Origin of the sequence: Promicromonospora iranensis (genome assembly GCF_028994805.1) — a bacterium.
In the GTDB taxonomy this organism is placed as follows: domain Bacteria; phylum Actinomycetota; class Actinomycetes; order Actinomycetales; family Cellulomonadaceae; genus Promicromonospora; species Promicromonospora iranensis.
On record NZ_JAJQQP010000009.1, the window covers coordinates 244832 to 262096 of the forward strand.

Sequence of the window (17265 nt, forward strand, 5' to 3'; positions counted from 1 at the left end):
TCCCGGCCCGGGCGGGAGTGCGCTCAGGAGGTCGCCGCGAACTGGGTCCGGTACAGGTCGGCGTACAGGCCTCCTGCGGCGATCAGCTCGGCATGCGTGCCCGACTGGGCGATCCGCCCGTCGGCGAGCACCACGATGCGGTCCGCCGCCCGGACCGTGGACAGCCGGTGCGCGATGACCAGCGACGTCCGCCCGGCGAGCGCCTGGTCGAGCGCGACCTGCACGGCGGCCTCGGACTCCGAGTCGAGGTGCGCGGTCGCCTCGTCGAGCACCACGACGTCGGGCGCCTTGAGCAGCAGCCGGGCGATCGCGAGGCGCTGCCGCTCACCGCCGGACAGCCGGTAGCCGCGGTCGCCCACCACCGTCTCCAGGCCCTCGGGCAGCCGGTCGACCAGGTCCCAGATGCGCGCCTGGCGCAGCACCCGCTCCAGGTCGGCGTCCGTCGCCTCCGGGCGGACGAACCGGAGGTTCGCCGCCATCGTGTCGTGGAACAGGTGCGCGTCCTGGGAGACGACGCCGACGGTGGCCCGCAGCGACGCGAACGTCACGTCGCGCAGGTCGGCCCCGGCGATGCGGACGGTGCCCGACGTCGGGTCGTACATGCGGCTGACCAGCTGGGACACGGTCGTCTTGCCCGCCCCGGACGGGCCGACGAGCGCCACCATCGACCCCGCGGGAACCTCGAACGAGACGTCGACCAGCGTGTCCGTCGTCGGGTCCTTGCGCTGGCCCGCCACCGACTCCAGGGACGCGAGGGACACCTCCTCGGCCCGTGGGTACCGGAACGTCACGTCCGTCAGGGAGACGGACGCGCCCCGGCGCGCGACAGCCGCCCGCAGGTCGACGGCGTCCGGCTTCTCGGCCACCGACGGCTCCAGGTCGAGGACCTCCAGCACGCGCTCGAACGACACGAGCGCGGTCATGACGTCGACCTGGACGTTCGCCATCGCCGTCAAGGGGCCGTACAGGCGCGTGAGATAGGTGGCGAGCGCCACGACGGTGCCGACGGTGAGCTCACCCGCGATGGCCTGCAGACCGCCCAGCCCGTACACGCCCGCCACGGCCAGCGACGCGATGGTCGACAGCCCCACCCGGAACCACGTGCCGAGCAGGGCGGTGCGGACGCCGAGGTCACGGCGCTCGCGGGCGGGCTCGGCGAAGCGCTCGGACTCGGTCGCCGGATCACCGAAGACCTTCACGAGGTGTGCGCCGGAGACGTTGAACCGTTCGTTCATGACCTGGCCCAGGTCGGCGTCCACCTCCATGCCGCGCCGGGTCAGGGTCGCGAGCCGGCGGCCGAACCAGCGCGCGGGGAACACGAACAGCGGGACCAGCGCGAGCGCCCCGAGCGTGAGCTCCCACGACATGGTGAGCATCGCCGCGAGCGTGAACGCGATGGTCAGGGTGTTGGAGACCACCGTCTGCAGGGTCGACGTGAAGGCCCGCTGCGCCCCGAGCACGTCGCCGTTGAGCCGCTGCACCAGCGCACCCGTGCGGGCGCGCGAGAAGAAGGCGAGCGGCATGCGCTGCACATGGTCGAACACGGCGACGCGCAGGTCGAGGATGAGTCCTTCGCCCACCTGGGACGAGACGAACCGGTCCGCCACGGACAGGCCGGCGGCGAGGATCGCGAGCACCGCCGCGGCGCCGGCCAGGAGGACCACCAGGCGCTTGTCGCCGTCGACGATGCCGTGGTCGATGATGCGCTGGAACAACAGCGGGGTGGCGGCACCCGCAGCGGCCTCCAGGGCCAGGATCACCACGAACAGGATCAGCCGGCCCCGGTAGGGGCGGGCGAAGCTGGCTATGCGCCGCAGCGTGGCCCAGCCGAGACGCTGGTGGGCGACCGAGCCGTCCTGCGTGAACGACCGCATCGCGCGGCCTCCGCCCATACTCCCGCCGCCACCGTGCATGCTCACCGGTGCATGGTCCCACGCGACCCGGCCCCGGGGGGTATCGGCGCCACCCCGTGCTGCCGGTGAGCACAGGTGACCCGAACGTAGCGGGTGGATCGAGGGTGATCTGGACCACGCGGGTGTTACGTGTTCTCCGCAGCCCGTGATAGAAACCCACGATCGGGCGTCTACGCAGGTCGCCCCATACTTCGATGGATGATTCGATGAATATCGACGGGTGGAGGGCCATGTCTGACCTGGAGCCGCAGCGAAGCGGAGGTCGCGTGGCGCTGGTAGATCTGACCGGCGCGGAGGACATGACTGCAGCACTGCGGAAGCTGCAGGACCAGTGGGGCCCCGTAGCCCCCGTGGACCTGGAGCCGGGAGTGCCGGGCTGGCTCGTGCTGGGGCACGCCGAGGTCATGGAGGTCATGCGCACGGAGAGTGTCTTCGCGCGCGACCCGCGGCACTGGAAGGAGCGGCTGCCACTGGACTCGACCCTGCACGCGATCCTGTCCCCGGCCGGACGGCGCGCGCTGTACTACGCGGACGGCGCGGACCACCGGCGGCTGCGGCTGCCCGTGGACGAGGCGTTCGCGAGCATGGACGAGGCGCAGACTGCCGCGATGGTGCGCGGCGTGTGCAGCCGGCTCATCGACTCCTTCGCCGCCCAGGGCCACGCCGACCTGATCGGCGGGTACGCGGCGGCGGTGTCCTTCCTGTCGGTGTCGGGGATGTTCGGGTTCGACGAGCGGCAGGGCATCGCCCTGCTGCGGTGCGCGCACGGCGTCTTCGGGCACGGGGGCGACTCCGTGACGGCGCTGGCCACCATGGACCAGATAGTGCTCGACCACGTCCTCGCGACGCGGGAGGACCCCGGGAACAACCTCACCGCGCGCTTCGTGGAGCACCCGAGCTTCGAGAACGACACGGAGATCGTGCACTCGATGGTCGTGGCGATCTGCGCGGCCAACGAGATGCTCGTGACCTGGATAGCGGCCACCCTGCGCCGGATGCTCACCGACCCGCGCTACACCGGTCGGGTCACCGGGGTGCGCAGGGGCCTCGACGACGCGCTGGACGAGACGCTGTGGAGCGAGCCGCCGGTGGCGAACCTGCCCGCCCGGTACGCGGTCACGGACTGCACGCTCGGCGAGGTGCGGATCCGGGCCGGGGACGCGATCGTCATGGGCCTGGCCGCCGCGAACAACGACCCGCGGGTACGCACCACGGAGGACCTGTTCGAGGCGAACAACCGGTCGCACCTGTCGTTCGGCGTCGGGCCGCACGCGTGCCCCGCCCGGCGCCCGGGTCGGCTGGTGGTGAAGATCGCGGTGGAGAGCCTCATGGAGCGTCTCGACCTGCGCCTCACCGACCCCGACGTGACCTGGGCACCCTCGCCGTGGTCGCGGTACCCGGCGGTGCTGCCCGTGGCGTTCACGCCCGAGCGGCAGGCCGCTCGCACGCCTGCCCGGGTGTGACGCCGGCCCGCTCCGGTCCGGCTTCGTCTGACAGAGCCGGGCCGGAGGGGGCAGGATGGAGCCCATGTTTCGCATCGGACTGACCGGAGGGATCGCGGCCGGCAAGTCGGTCGCGACAGCGCGACTGGCCGAGCTCGGCGCCGTCGTCATCGACCACGACCTGCTGGCCCGAGAGGCGGTAGCGCCCGGGACGGTCGGCCTGGCCGCGATCGTCGAGGCGTTCGGCGACGTCGTCCTGCTGCCGGACGGCAGCCTCGACCGGCCAGGGCTCGGCGCCCTGGTCTTCGCCGACGACGCCGCCCGCAGCCGGCTGAACGACATCGTGCATCCGGAGGTGCGGCGGCTGTCCGCCGAGCGGGAGGCGATGGCGGCGGCCGCGGACCCGACCGCCGTCGTGGTGCACGACATCCCGCTGCTCGTGGAGACCGGCCTGGCCGAGCGCTTCCACCTGCTCGTGGTGGTGCACACGCCCGCCGAGCAGCGGGTACGCCGTCTCGTCGAGGGGCGCGGGCTGAGCGAGGAGGCGGCGCGCTCCCGCCTCGACGCGCAGGCCACGGACGACGAACGGCTCGCCGCCGCAGACTTCACCCTGGACGGTTCGGGGAGCGAGGACGACCTGCGCGCCCAGGTGGATACCCTGTGGCAGCGCGTGGCCGGAGAGGTCGCGCAGGAGACGGAGGCGGACTCCGCGTGATCCGGCCGGCGTGACCCGCACGGCCCGGGTGAGGAGCGTGCGTGATGAAGGTGCTGGTCACAGGTTTCGAGCCGTTCGGCGGTGACGCCACCAACGCGTCGGCGGACGCGGTCGCGGCGCTCGCGGCGCGCTGGGCAGGTCCGGACGAGCTCGTCACGGCGGTCCTCCCGGTGGAGTTCGGCCAGGTCCGCGCAGCCGACGGCCCGCTGCTGCGGCTGCTGGACGCGCACCGGCCCGACGTCGTCCTCGCTGTTGGGCTGGCCGCCGGGGCCACCCAGGTGCGGGTCGAGCAGGTCGCCATCAACCTGATGGACGCCCGGATCCCCGACAACGGCGGCGCCCAGCCGGCCGACGCCCCGGTGGCCGACGGCGGCCCCGACGCCCGGTTCACCACGCTGCCGGCCAAGGCAGCCGTGGCCGCGGTCCGTGCGGCGGGCATCCCCGCCGGCGTCACGTACAGCGCGGGGACGTACGTCTGCAACGCCACCTTCTACGCGCTGCAGCACGCCCTGGCCGAGCGGCCCGGCGTGCTGTCCGGCTTCGTCCACGTACCGCGCACCACCGAAGAGGTCGGGGGAGAGGCATCCGCCTCCGCACTGTCCGACGGCGGCGAGCCGCACCTCCCGCTCGAGGCGCTCGCTCGCGCGCTGGAGATCGTGGTGCGCACGGCGCTCGCCGCGGCCCGCGGCGAGGCGGTGGAGGTCGCCGCGGCCGCCGGGGCGCTGCACTGACGGCTCGCCGGCGTCACGGGCGCCGTCGGGCCTTGCCCAGCGGTCAGCGCTGGTCGAGAATCGGACTGAACGGACATTGTGGTCCGGCGAGCGTCGGAACGACGGTCGTCGGTCGGGGATCGGTCGGGGAAGGTGGTGCGGCGTGGGTGACGGGCAGGCGGACGGAGCCGGGCAGGGCGTCGGCGACGGCAGGGGGCACGCGGTCGTCGTCGGGGGGAGCATCGCCGGCCTGCTCGCGGCGGCAGCGCTCGCGGAGCACGCGGGACGGGTGACCGTCGTCGAGCGCGACAGGTACCCGGACCGGCCCGGGCCGCGCAAGGGAGTGCCGCAGAGCAAGCACACCCACCTCCTCCTGGAGAGCGGCCTGCTGGCCACCGAGCGGTTCCTGCCCGGCCTCGAGGCGGAGCTGGTCGCGGCAGGGGCGCTGCAGGTCCGGTCGCCCAGCGAGTACCTCCAGAACATGCGCGGCCGCTGGTTCGGCAGGGGGCCCGCGACGTCCACGACGCTGTGCCTCACCCGGCCCCTGCTGGAGCACGGGGTGCGGACCCGGGTCCTCGCGCACCCGAGGGTCACGGCCGTGCAGGGGACCGACGCCGTCGGGCTGACCGGGACCGCGGAGCGGGTCACCGGCGTACTGCTGCGCGAACGCGGTGGGGAGCGCGCCGACGCCGAGCCGACGGTGCTCGCCGCCGACCTGGTCGTCGACGCCTCCGGGCGATCCTCGCGCACGCCCGAGTGGCTGGAGCGGCTCGGTGTCGCCCGGCCCGCCGAGGACCGTGTCGAGGCCGGCCTGGGCTACGCCACCCGCGTCTACCGTGACGGCTCGGACGGCGCGCTGACCGACGCCCGCCTCGTGTACCTGGTGGGGGACACGATGGGCGCCGTGATCGTCCCGGTGGAGCCCGAGGGCACCCACATGATCACCTTCGCCACGCCGCGGGGCGAGCCGCTGCCCACCGATCCCGGCGCGTTCGAGGCGCTGGCCGACCGTCAGCCGCACCCCCTCGTGCGCCAGTGGCTGGACAGGGCCGAGCCGCTCTCACCGGTGTTCGGGTACCTCCGGACGGAGAACGTGCGCAGGGCGTACGACCGCCTGGTGCCCGACGGGCTGCTCGTCACCGGTGACGCGCTGTGCGCGCTGAACCCCGTGTTCGGCCAGGGCATGTCGACGGCGGCGCTCGCCGCCGTCGCGCTCGACGAGAGCCTCGCCGCGGGGCACGCGAACCGCCGGACGCAGGCGGCACTGCTCGCGGCGTCGGCCCAGGCCTGGACCATCTCCACGGGCGCGGACAAGGCACGGCCGGGAGTCACCGGCAACGCCGCGAGGCGGACCCTCCGCGACAAGCTCACCGGCTGGTACCTCGCGAGGGTCCAGGAGCGGTGCGGGGTCAACCCGGAGGTCCAGGCCAGCTTCCGCAGGGTGCTGGCGCTCCTGGCCCCGCCCACCGAGCTGTTCCGGCCGGCGGTCGTCCGGTCGGTGCTCTTCGAGAAGGGCGCCCCCGCCGACGCGCCCGCTCCGCTCCGGCTGTGAGGTGGCTCGCGGGGGACTGTCAGTGGTGGGTCGTACCGTAGTCACATGCGACCCGTGACCGATCTGCAGCGCACGGTGGCCCCGTTCGAGGTCATCTCCGAATACGAGCCGGCCGGCGACCAGCCGACGGCGATCGCCGAGCTGACCAAGCGCGTCCAGGCCGGCGAGAAGGATGTGGTGCTGCTGGGCGCCACGGGTACCGGCAAGTCGGCGACGACGGCCTGGCTCGTCGAGCAGCTGCAGCGCCCGACCCTCGTCATGGCGCCGAACAAGACGCTCGCCGCGCAGCTCGCCACGGAGTTCCGGGAGCTGCTGCCGAACAACGCGGTCGAGTACTTCGTGTCGTACTACGACTACTACCAGCCCGAGGCGTACATCGCGCAGTCGGACACCTACATCGAGAAGGACTCGTCGATCAACGACGAGGTGGAGCGGCTGCGCCACTCGGCGACCTCGTCGCTGCTGACCCGGCGCGACGTCATCGTCGTCGCCTCGGTCTCGTGCATCTACGGCCTGGGCACGCCGCAGGAGTACGTCGACCGCATGGTCCGGCTCGACGTGGGTGACGTCGTGGAGCGCGACAAGCTGCTGCGCCAGTTCGTGACCATGCAGTACACGCGCAACGACATGTCGTTCACGCGCGGCACGTTCCGGGTGCGCGGCGACACCGTGGAGATCATCCCGGTGTACGAGGAGCTCGCCATCCGGATCGAGATGTTCGGTGACGAGATCGAGTCGATCCAGACCCTGCACCCGCTCACCGGGGACGTCGTCCGCAACGAGCAGTCCGTCTACGTGTTCCCGGCCACGCACTACGTGGCAGGCCCGGAGCGCATGGAGCGCGCCATCGGCGGCATCGAGAAGGAGCTCGAGGACCGCCTGGCCGAGCTGGAGAAGCAGGGCAAGCTGCTCGAGGCACAGCGGCTGCGCATGCGCACCACCTACGACATCGAGATGATGCGCTCGATCGGCACCTGCAGCGGCATCGAGAACTACTCGATGCACATCGACGGCCGTGAGCCGGGTACCGCGCCCAACACGCTGCTCGACTACTTCCCGGAGGACTTCCTCCTCGTCATCGACGAGTCGCACCAGACCGTGCCCCAGATCGGCGCGATGTACGAGGGCGACGCCTCCCGCAAGCGCGCCCTCGTGGACCACGGCTTCCGCCTGCCCAGCGCGATGGACAACCGCCCGCTGAAGTGGGAGGAGTTCACCGAGCGCATCGGACAGACGGTCTACCTGTCGGCCACCCCGGGCGACTACGAGCGCTCTCTGTCCGACGGCGTGGTGGAACAGGTCATCCGTCCGACCGGCCTGGTGGACCCCGAGGTCATCGTGAAGCCCACGACCGGGCAGATCGACGACCTGCTGGGCGAGATCCGGGACCGTGTCGACCGCAACGAGCGCGTGCTGGTGACGACCCTGACCAAGAAGATGGCCGAGGACCTCACGGACTACTTCCTGGAGCGCAACGTGCGGGTGCGGTACCTGCACTCGGACGTCGACACGCTGCGCCGCGTCGAGCTGCTGCGCGAGCTGCGGCTCGGCGAGTACGACGTGCTGGTGGGCATCAACCTCCTGCGGGAGGGCCTGGACCTGCCGGAGGTGTCGCTCGTGGCCATCCTCGACGCCGACAAGGAGGGCTTCCTACGGTCTGGTCGGTCCCTCATCCAGACCATCGGTCGCGCGGCCCGTAACGTCTCCGGCCAGGTCCACATGTACGCGGACAAGATCACGCCGGCGATGCGCATGGCGATCGACGAGACCACCCGGCGTCGTGAGAAGCAGGTGGCCTACAACACGGAGCGAGGTCTGGACCCCCAGCCGCTGCGCAAGAAGATCGCGGACGTCACGGACATGCTCGCCCGCGAGGACCTGGACACCCAGGAGCTCCTGGCCGGCGGGTACCGGAACAACCGCAAGGCGAAGGGCGAGGGCAGGGGCGCCCGCGTCCCGGGTGCGCCGAAGGAGGCCGCGACGTCGGGCAACCGGCTGTCCGGAGCCGCGGCGAGCGAGCTGGCCGAGCTCATCCAGGAGCTCACCGACCAGATGCACGCGGCGGCCGCCGAGCTGCAGTTCGAGGTGGCGGCCCGGTTGCGTGACGAGATCTCGGGCCTCAAGAAGGAGCTGCGGCAGATGCAGGCGGCAACGGCCTAGGGGCCGGTCAGGGGGCGAGTGCCCGGAGAACCCTGCAACCTGGGTACGTGCGAGGCGCTGTGGGGATCACGTATGCTTCGCGGGGTCGGAGGGGAGTAGTCCTTCGCCATGGGGCCGTCATCACGGTCGGTGTCGATGCCGGTCCGGTCACATGGGTCCACCCCCGCTCAGGCGGGTGTGGGCGGGCGAGACTTTCGGTGCCTCGTGCTGCGTACCGGAGGTTTATATGAATGTGCCCTTCTGGGTCTGGGCTGCCACTGTCGCCGCGATCGTCGCGATGCTGGTGTTCGACTACGTCGGCCATGTGCGCACACCGCACGCGCCCACGCTGCGTGAGTCGACCCGCTGGTCGATCGGCTATGTCGCCATCGCACTCGCCTTCGGCGGCCTCGTGTGGGCGGTGTGGGGACCGGTCTACGGTGGTGAGTACTTCGCGGGGTACATCACCGAGAAGAGTCTCTCGGTCGACAACCTGTTCGTGTTCGTGCTCATCATGGCTAGCTTCCGGGTGCCGAGGGCGTTCCAGCAGAAGGTCCTGCTGGTGGGCATCACCGTCGCGCTCGTGCTGCGCACCGTCTTCATCCTGGTGGGCGCCGCCCTCATCGAGAACTTCAGCTGGGTCTTCTACCTCTTCGGGCTGTTCCTGGTCTGGACGGCGATCAGCCAGATGCGAGCGGGTACCTCGCACGAGGACGAGTTCCACGAGAACGCCGTGCTACGGATGGCCCGCCGTGTGCTCCCCACGTCGGACTCGTACGTGGGTGACCGGCTCACGACCCGCGTCGACGGCAAGCGGCTCATCACGCCGATGCTCTTCGTCATGCTCGCCATCGGCAGCGCCGACATCCTCTTCGCGGTGGACTCGATCCCGGCGATCTTCGGCCTCACGCAGGAGACCTACCTGGTCTTCACCGCCAACGCCTTCTCGCTCCTGGGTCTGCGACAGCTCTTCTTCCTGATCGACGGTCTCCTGGACCGCCTCGTGTACCTCAACTACGGGCTCGGGGTCATCCTGGCGTTCATAGGTGCCAAGCTCGTGATCCACGCGCTGCACACCAACGAGGTGCCGTTCATCAACGGCGGCGAGCACGTCACCTTCGTCCCGGAGATCGGCACGCCGCTGTCGCTCGGCGTCATCGTGGTGACGCTGACGATCACCACCGTGGCGAGCCTCCTGCGCGACCGCGCCGTGCGGCGTGCCGAGAAGAAGGTCGACGAGCGCGTGTGATCCACGGGCCGTCCGATGTGGTCGGGCCTCGCCCGCCACGCTCCGGTCGGCGCACCCGTACCTGCACCTGGGCCCGGTCGGCAGACTGCCGACCGGGCCCAGGTGCGGACGCACGACGTTGCCGGATCACCATCCAGGTGGACTGCACCGTGGTCACACGTCGGTGTAGTCCACCTGGATGGTGAAGACGTCCCGATCGCCGGACCGGAGCGTCCCGGTGAACCCCTTGTCGTGCGCCTCGGGCTCGGCGGGGGCGGACGGCTCGACGTCGACCGCGCAGGTCTGGCCGGCCGAGGCCAGGTGGTCGGCCTCCAGCCGGTACCGGCCGGCCTGCCACCGGGCGTCGGGACCCATCGCCGCCTCCAGGACGTGGTCGAAGAGCGCGAACGTCGCGTAACCCGCGACCGACACGGGCAGCGCCGGGTGGCCGGCAAAATGCCCCTGGCACGTCGCGGCCTCCACGGAGAGCTTGGCCGTGGCGCCGCGGGCATCGACGGCGACGTCGGTGAGCGGGGCCGGCGCGCTGTAAGGACTCGCCGGCTCCGTCGCGTCGGGTGCCGTGGCCGGGCCCATCAGACGCCGGAACACGGGCACCGACAGGACCAGGTACTCGAGGTCGAGCCGCGCCACGAGATTGTCGTCGGCGTCGCGCAGCTCGGTCTCGGCGAAGGCCCGGTTGCGCCCGGACATCCGGGCGGTCGCGGTACCGCGGAGCGTGGTCAGTGTCTTGGCAGGCGGGTACATCCTGCCGACACCACGGTGGGCGAGGTAGTAGTGCTGCCCCGCCCTCGGGTTCGTGGAGGCCGCGGCGCACAGGCCGAGGATGGCGAGGTGGCGTCCACCCTCCGCCAGGTTGATGTGGGTCATCTGACGTCCCGTCGGCGTCTGGACCGGGACCGTGGCGCGGGCCAGCCCAGGAGCGGGGCTGGTCAGATCACCGAGTGCGTAGTACGGCGGCGTCACGCAGATCCGCGGGCCGATCTCCTCGTACGTCACCGTCGTACTCTCGACAGAGGTCATGCAGTGCCTCCCCGAACGTAGTCAGCAGTGCCGGAACAGGCATCATGGGCACCACGGAGCTCGCCACGCTATGCCTCGAACGTGACTATTGCGTAAAACTCTCCGTATGGCCCGGGTATGACACGGGTATGACCTGGTTGGGGGTGAATCTGGTGGGGGACCTACTCGGCGAGCCCGCCGATCACCACGTCCCACTGGCGCACGCTGCGCTCGGCGATGACGCCCCGGACCTCGAACGGGTCGGCGTCCAGGATCCGCAGGGCGTCGTCCGCGGACTCGGCCTCGACGACGACCAGGGCTCCCACTCCGCCGTCGACCGGACCCGAGGCGCGGACGATGCCCTCCGCGTTGAGCCCGCGCAGGAAGTCACGGTGGCTGGGACGGACCTCGTCCCGGGTCGCCACGTCGTCGGAGTAGGTGTAGCTCACGGCGTAGATGCTCATGGGCGCCAGCCTGCCATCACGGCCCCGACGCCCGTTAATCGTTGACGGAGTTCCTCGCGTCGCCGTCGTCGAGGCTCGGACCGCGGCTTCGTGACGGCGTTCACGAGCGTCTGAGCAGGTGCTGCGCGATGTTCGTCCGTGTACGGAGGTGTTCACCGGGTGAATCAGTCTGCCCGTTCCTCTTGCAGTGTTGGACGTTCGTCCGGTTGACTTGCTCATCGTGGTGGTCTCGGAGGTGTCGACCCGGTTGGCCGCCGCGGTCCGGGCCGCCCGCACGATGGTCCGCCGCGGCCCGCTGACGGCTGCTACGGACGAGCCGCTCGACGCCATCCGGTGGCCCACCGCGCTGCTCGACCCGGCCCGGGCGGTGGTCCCGTTCATGGGTCGTGAGCAGGATCTCGACGAGCTCCGTACCTGGGCCGAGAGCGCAGTGCCGGTCAGCCTGCGGCTCGTCATCGCTCCCGCCGGCTTCGGCAAGACCCGCCTCGCGTACGAGTTCGGCAGCCGCATGAGCGAGTCCGGCTGGACGGTGCTCCCCGTGCCACGCGGCCGCGAGGCCGCAGCGGTCCGCCAGCGACCCCAGGGCGACGTGCTCTTCGTCGTGGACAACGCGGCGACCCGGCTCGGCCTGGGCGCGATGCTCGACGCGCTGGCTCGCCCCGCCCGTGGCCGGACCCGCATCCTCCTGCTCGCCCGGGTCGCGGGGGAGTGGCTGCGCCGGCTGCGCTGGGGCTCGACCCTGTGGCCGCAGCTCGAGCGCGACGACGCCACACAGGTCGCGCTGGACCTCGCACTGGCTCCGGGCCTGACGGACGACGCGGTGCTGGAGGCCGCGACCGCCGCGTTCGCGGAGCGTCTCGGTGTCCGGAACCCAGGGGCCGCGGCTGTGCGCACGCCGGAACCGCCGGGTGCGATCCGCGTGGTCGACCTGCACGCGGCGGCGGCGCTCGCCGCCCTCGAGGCAGCGGGGGCGCCCGTCCCGGTGGCCGAGCCCCACCCGGTGCGCGCGCTCCTGGAGGTGGCCGCGAGCTCGTGGGCCTGGTCGGCGCGCGAGGCCGGGTTGGAGCTGACGATCGACGAGGTCCAGGACGTCGTCGCCGCGGCGTGCCTGCTGGGCGCCGACGACGCCGCGAGCGCTCGGGACGTGCTGCGCCGGGTCGTTCCGGGGCTGCCCGGGCGCGCGGGTGCGCAGTGGCTGCTCGGGCTGCAGCGCTCGACGGTGGGGCTCGGGACGAGCGCCGCCGGGCACGACCGGCTCGGTGACCTCCTGATCGTGGACCGGCTCGGCCGGTCACGGGCGCTGGTCGGCTCGTGCACGTGGGGCGTGTCCCGGAAGGTCGCGCTGCGGGTGGTCCGGGTCGCCCGCCGGATCGAGGTGGAGCTGGGCGATGTGCCCGGGGTGGCGTCGCTCGTGAGCGAGCTCCTGCGCCGGGCCACCGACGCCGGTGGCGACGACCCGCGCGCGCTGCGCACGATGTTCATGCTCAAGCCCCGGAGCCTGCTCGATGCCAACCCCGACGACGTCGAGCGCGGCGAGCTGGCCGTCGCGGCAGCACGTGACGCCGTGAGCCGGGCCGAGGCGCTCGTCGACCTGGGCACGGCGCTGAACGAGACCGGACGCCTGGCGGAGTCGCTGGACGCGCTCGACGGTGCGGTCGCCGCATGGCGCCGGCTGGCGGCCGGGGACCCGGACCGGTATCGGACCGCGCTGGTCGGCGCGATGAACGCCCTGGCGTCCAGCCACTGGCGGGCAGGGCTGACCCAGGAGGTCGTGACGCTCGCGCGCGAGGCGGTCGACCTGTGCCGGGCGGCTCCCGAGCGGGACAGGACGTGGGTCCAGGCGGAGCTCGCGCGTGCGCTGATCACCCTGACGATCGCCCTCGACGAGACCGGCCGTCGGCAGGAGCACGAGGCGGGCGTCGCGGAGGTGATCCCGATCCTGCGGACCCTCGTCGCACGCGACCCGCGGCAGTGGGGCGTCTCCCTGGCGCAGACCCTGTCCAACCGGGCGGTGACGCTCACCGAGAGCCGGCCGGCAGAGGCCCTGCCGGTCGCGCTGGAGGCGCTGGACCTCAGCCGCAGGCTCGTGGTGCAGGCCCCCGAGCGGCACCGGCCCCAGCTCGGGTTCGCGCTGACGAACGCGGGCAACGCGTACGCGGCGCTCGGTCGCGACCGCGAGGCGATAGCACCGCTCGACGAGGCCGTCACCCTGCGGCGCCAGCTCGCCCGCGAGAGCCCCGCGGCGCACAACTGGACGCTCGCCTACACGCTCGCGTCGCTGGGCGCGGTCCGCTCCCGGCTCGGCGACCTGGACGAGGCGATCGCTCTCGAGCGCGAGGCGGTGCTGCTGCGCCGCAGGCTCGCCCGGGAGAACCCTGCCCGGTTCCGCAGGATGCTGGCCGCCTCGCTGTCGAACCTCGCGGTCACGCACTCGCGGGCCGGGGAGCCCGAGGAGGCACTGCCCCTGGAGCAGGAGGCGGTGGCGATCCGGCGCGGGCTGGCCGAGGAGGGGCACCCGGGCGAGGAGTACCTGGCGCGGTCGCTGTCCAACCTGGGGGTGCTCTTCTCGGAGCTGGGCCGGGCCGACGACGCCGTCGCGCCGTCGAAGGAGGCGGTCGCCCAGCTGCGGCTGCTCGCCGTGGGCGACCCCGAACGCTTCGAGCCCGACCTCGCCGACGCGCTGCTGAACCTGGGGGCCGCGCTCATCGACGCGGGGCGTCCGGACGAGGGCGTCGAACCGACGGCGGAGGCCGTGCGGGTGCGCCGGGACCTCGCGCGCCGGAGCCCGGGGCTCCACCTGCCCGGACTGGCCTCCGCGCTGTCGAACATGGTCTCGGTCCACCTCGACCTGAAGATGCTCGACTCCGCGGCGGAGTATGCGCAGGAGGTCGTGGACGTCCGGCGCCGGCTCGTCGACGGGTCCTACGCCCACGAGCAGGACCTCCTGCGCGCACTGGACCTGCAGGCGCGCGTGCGCCGGTCGGGCATGGCCGGTGGTCGCGCCGTCCGCTGACCCGGCGCGGGTGTGATGAGTCTGTCAGCCTGATTGCTAGAACAGGCGTGCGAATGTCAGTGGGCCGCCCTAGGATGCCACTGTGAGCAATCGTCTCGTCGTCTCGGGAGCCCGAGAGCACAACCTCAAGAACGTTTCTCTGGACCTGCCCAGGGACCGGCTCATCGTGTTCACGGGGCTGTCGGGGTCCGGCAAGTCGTCGCTCGCGTTCGACACGATCTTCGCCGAGGGGCAGCGCCGGTACGTCGAGTCCCTGTCCGCGTACGCGCGCCAGTTCCTGGGCCAGATGGACAAGCCCGACGTCGACTTCATCGAGGGGCTGTCACCCGCGGTGTCGATCGACCAGAAGTCGACCAACCGCAACCCGCGCTCCACGGTCGGCACCATCACCGAGGTCTACGACTACCTGCGCCTGCTCTTCGCGCGCGCGGGCACGCAGTACTGCCCGGTGTGCGGTGAGAAGGTGCAGTCGCAGACGCCGCAGCAGATCGTGGACCAGATCCTCGAGCTGCCCGAGGGCACGCGGTACCAGGTGCTGGCACCCGTGGTGCGCGGACGCAAGGGCGAGTACGCGGACCTGTTCAAGGAGCTGCAGGCCAAGGGCTTCTCCCGGGCCCGGGTCGACGGCGAGGTCGTGCAGCTGACCGACCCGCCCGCGCTGGAGAAGAAGCTGAAGCACGACATCGAGGTGGTCGTCGACCGGCTCGTGTCGCGCGAGGGGGTGCAGCGCCGGCTCACGGACTCCGTGGAGACCGCGCTCACCCTGGCGAACGGCCTCGTGATGATCGAGCTGGTCGACGCCGACGTCGACGACCTGGCGCGCACCCGCAAGTTCTCCGAGAAGCGGGCCTGCCCGAACGAGCACCCCCTGGCACTCGACGAGATCGAGCCGCGGACCTTCTCGTTCAACGCGCCCTACGGTGCGTGCCCGGAGTGCACGGGCATCGGCTTCCGGCTCGAGGTCGACCCCGACCTCATCGTCCCGGACGACGAGCAGACGCTGCGTGGCGGCGCCGTCGCCCCGTGGGCCCAGACGTCGTCGGAGTACTTCGAGCGCGTGCTGACGGCGCTCGCGGAAGAGATGAAGTTCTCCATGGACGTGCCGTGGCGGGCCCTGCCCGAGCGCGCCCGCGAGGCGATCCTGCACGGGCGGGACCACAAGGTGCACGTCAAGTACAAGAACCGGTGGGGCCGCGAGCGGCAGTACTCGACCGGGTTCGAGGGTGCCGTGACGTTCCTGGAGCGCCGGCACCGCGAGACCGACTCCGACTGGTCCAAGGAGAAGTACGAGGCGTACATGCGTGAGGTCCCGTGCCCCACGTGCGGCGGCGCGCGGCTCAAGCCCGAGGTGCTCGCGGTGAAGGTGGACGGGCTGTCCATCGCCGACGTCTGCCGGCTCCCGGTGGGCGAGGCGGCCGAGTTCCTCAAGGGCATCGAGCTCGGTGTGCGCGAGGCGCAGATCGCCACCGAGGTGCTCAAGGAGATCCACGCACGGCTGGGCTTCCTGCTCGACGTCGGCCTGCACTACCTCACGCTGGAGCGCCCCGCCGGCACCCTGTCCGGTGGTGAGGCCCAGCGCATCCGGCTGGCCACCCAGATCGGCTCCGGCCTGGTCGGCGTGCTGTACGTGCTGGACGAGCCGTCCATCGGCCTGCACCAGCGGGACAACCGCCGCCTCATCGACACCCTCACGCGGCTGCGGGACCTCGGCAACACGCTCATCGTGGTCGAGCACGACGAGGACACGATCCGCGCGGCCGACTGGATCGTCGACATCGGTCCGGGCGCCGGCGAGCACGGCGGCGACGTCATCCACTCGGGCGACTACGCCGGCCTGCTGGAGAAGAAGGACTCGCTGACGGGTGCGTACCTCGCCGGGCGGCGCGCCATCCCCGTGCCGGCGGTGCGGCGGCCGACCGACCCCGACCGGCAGGTCACGGTCGTGGGCGCGCACGAGAACAACCTGCGCGACGTCGACGTGTCGTTCCCGCTCGGCGTGCTGACGGTCGTGTCGGGCGTCTCCGGGTCGGGCAAGTCGACGCTCGTGAACTCGATCCTGTACACGGTCATGGCGAACCAGCTCAACGGTGCCCGGCGGGTCGCCGGCCGCCACCGGCGCGTGACCGGGCTGGACCAGCTCGACAAGGTCGTGCACGTGGACCAGGGGCCCATCGGCCGGACTCCGCGGTCGAACCCCGCCACGTACACGGGCGTGTGGGACCGGATCCGCAAGATCTTCGCGGAGACCGAGGAGGCGAAGGTCCGTGGTTACGGGCCGGGCCGGTTCTCGTTCAACGTCAAGGGCGGCCGCTGCGAGGCGTGCGCGGGTGACGGCACGATCAAGATCGAGATGAACTTCCTGCCGGACGTCTACGTGCCGTGCGAGGTCTGTCACGGTGCGCGGTACAACCGCGAGACGCTCGAGGTGCACTTCAAGGGCAAGACGGTCGCCGACGTGCTCGACATGCCGATCGAGGAGGCCGCGGACTTCTTCAAGGCGTTCCCGGCGATCTCGCGGCACCTGTCCACGCTGGTCGACGTCGGCCTGGGGTACGTGCGGCTCGGGCAGCCGGCGCCCACGCTGTCCGGCGGCGAGGCCCAGCGCGTCAAGCTGGCGGCGGAGCTGCAGAAGCGGTCGTCGGGCCGCTCGGCCTACGTGCTGGACGAGCCGACCACCGGCCTGCACTTCGAGGACGTGCGCCGGCTGCTCGGTGTGCTCCAGTCGCTGGCCGACAAGGGCAACACGGTCATCGTGATCGAGCACAACCTGGACGTCATCAAGAACGCCGACTGGGTGGTCGACATGGGTCCCGAGGGCGGTAGCGGTGGCGGGCTCGTCGTCGCGCAGGGCACGCCCGAGGCCGTGGCGGCGGTGCCGGAGAGCCACACCGGTACGTACCTCGCCGAGATCCTCGACGGGCACGTCCAGGCCGGAGAGGTCCCGGTGCTGCCGCCGGCGAACGGCAAGGCCAAGCGCAAGCCCGCGGCGAAGAAGACGACGAAGGCCAAGGCCGGAGCGACTGCCTGAGCCGGTCAGCCGATCGGACATCCACCGATCGGCTGACCGGA

At 71.8% G+C, this 17265-nt stretch carries 11 protein-coding genes; 8 read left to right on the forward strand and 3 right to left on the reverse strand.

The window, feature by feature from the left end; all coding sequences use genetic code 11:
* Positions 1-23: 23 nt before the first annotated feature.
* Positions 24-1913 (reverse strand): ABC transporter ATP-binding protein, encoded by a 1890-nt coding sequence (locus LUM46_RS17050; RefSeq protein ID WP_274995476.1) that lies wholly within the window; start codon positions 1911-1913, stop codon positions 24-26.
* Between the two features lie 266 nt (positions 1914-2179).
* Between LUM46_RS17050 and LUM46_RS17055 the strand changes: the two genes are divergently transcribed.
* The 6 genes from LUM46_RS17055 (at position 2180) to LUM46_RS17080 (ending at position 9720) form a co-directional block, all read left to right on the forward strand.
* On the forward strand, positions 2180-3376 hold the full coding sequence (locus LUM46_RS17055; RefSeq protein WP_274995414.1) for a cytochrome P450: 1197 nt from the start codon (positions 2180-2182) through the stop codon (positions 3374-3376).
* Between the two features lie 64 nt (positions 3377-3440).
* Positions 3441-4070: a dephospho-CoA kinase gene (gene coaE, locus LUM46_RS17060; protein ID WP_274995416.1), complete on the forward strand. Its 630-nt coding sequence runs from the start codon at positions 3441-3443 to the stop codon at positions 4068-4070.
* Between the two features lie 44 nt (positions 4071-4114).
* Positions 4115-4801: a pyroglutamyl-peptidase I gene (locus LUM46_RS17065; protein WP_274995477.1), complete on the forward strand. Its 687-nt coding sequence runs from the start codon at positions 4115-4117 to the stop codon at positions 4799-4801.
* A 142-nt stretch (positions 4802-4943) separates the two neighbouring features.
* Positions 4944-6332, forward strand: coding sequence for an NAD(P)/FAD-dependent oxidoreductase (locus LUM46_RS17070; protein ID WP_274995417.1), 1389 nt, complete (start codon positions 4944-4946; stop codon positions 6330-6332).
* Between the two features lie 45 nt (positions 6333-6377).
* On the forward strand, positions 6378-8492 hold the full coding sequence (gene uvrB, locus LUM46_RS17075) for an excinuclease ABC subunit UvrB (protein WP_274995418.1): 2115 nt from the start codon (positions 6378-6380) through the stop codon (positions 8490-8492).
* Between the two features lie 226 nt (positions 8493-8718).
* Complete coding sequence (locus LUM46_RS17080) at positions 8719-9720, forward strand: TerC family protein (RefSeq protein ID WP_274995419.1); 1002 nt, start codon at positions 8719-8721, stop codon at positions 9718-9720.
* A gap of 153 nt (positions 9721-9873) precedes the next feature.
* Here the strand turns inward: LUM46_RS17080 and LUM46_RS17085 are convergent, their stop codons facing one another.
* Both LUM46_RS17085 and LUM46_RS17090 read right to left on the reverse strand, forming a co-directional pair.
* Positions 9874-10740 (reverse strand): hypothetical protein, encoded by an 867-nt coding sequence (locus LUM46_RS17085; RefSeq protein ID WP_274995420.1) that lies wholly within the window; start codon positions 10738-10740, stop codon positions 9874-9876.
* Positions 10741-10901: 161 nt separating this feature from the next.
* Positions 10902-11183 (reverse strand): YciI family protein, encoded by a 282-nt coding sequence (locus LUM46_RS17090; protein ID WP_274995421.1) that lies wholly within the window; start codon positions 11181-11183, stop codon positions 10902-10904.
* 220 nt (positions 11184-11403) lie between these two features.
* On the opposite strand from LUM46_RS17090, the gene LUM46_RS17095 reads away from it, so the two are divergent.
* The gene (locus LUM46_RS17095) at positions 11404-14196 is read left to right on the forward strand and encodes a tetratricopeptide repeat protein (protein ID WP_274995422.1); all 2793 of its coding nucleotides are present in this window, start codon (positions 11404-11406) and stop codon (positions 14194-14196) included.
* 82 nt (positions 14197-14278) lie between these two features.
* Positions 14279-17224: an excinuclease ABC subunit UvrA gene (uvrA, locus tag LUM46_RS17100; protein ID WP_274995423.1), complete on the forward strand. Its 2946-nt coding sequence runs from the start codon at positions 14279-14281 to the stop codon at positions 17222-17224.
* Positions 17225-17265 lie beyond the last annotated feature (41 nt).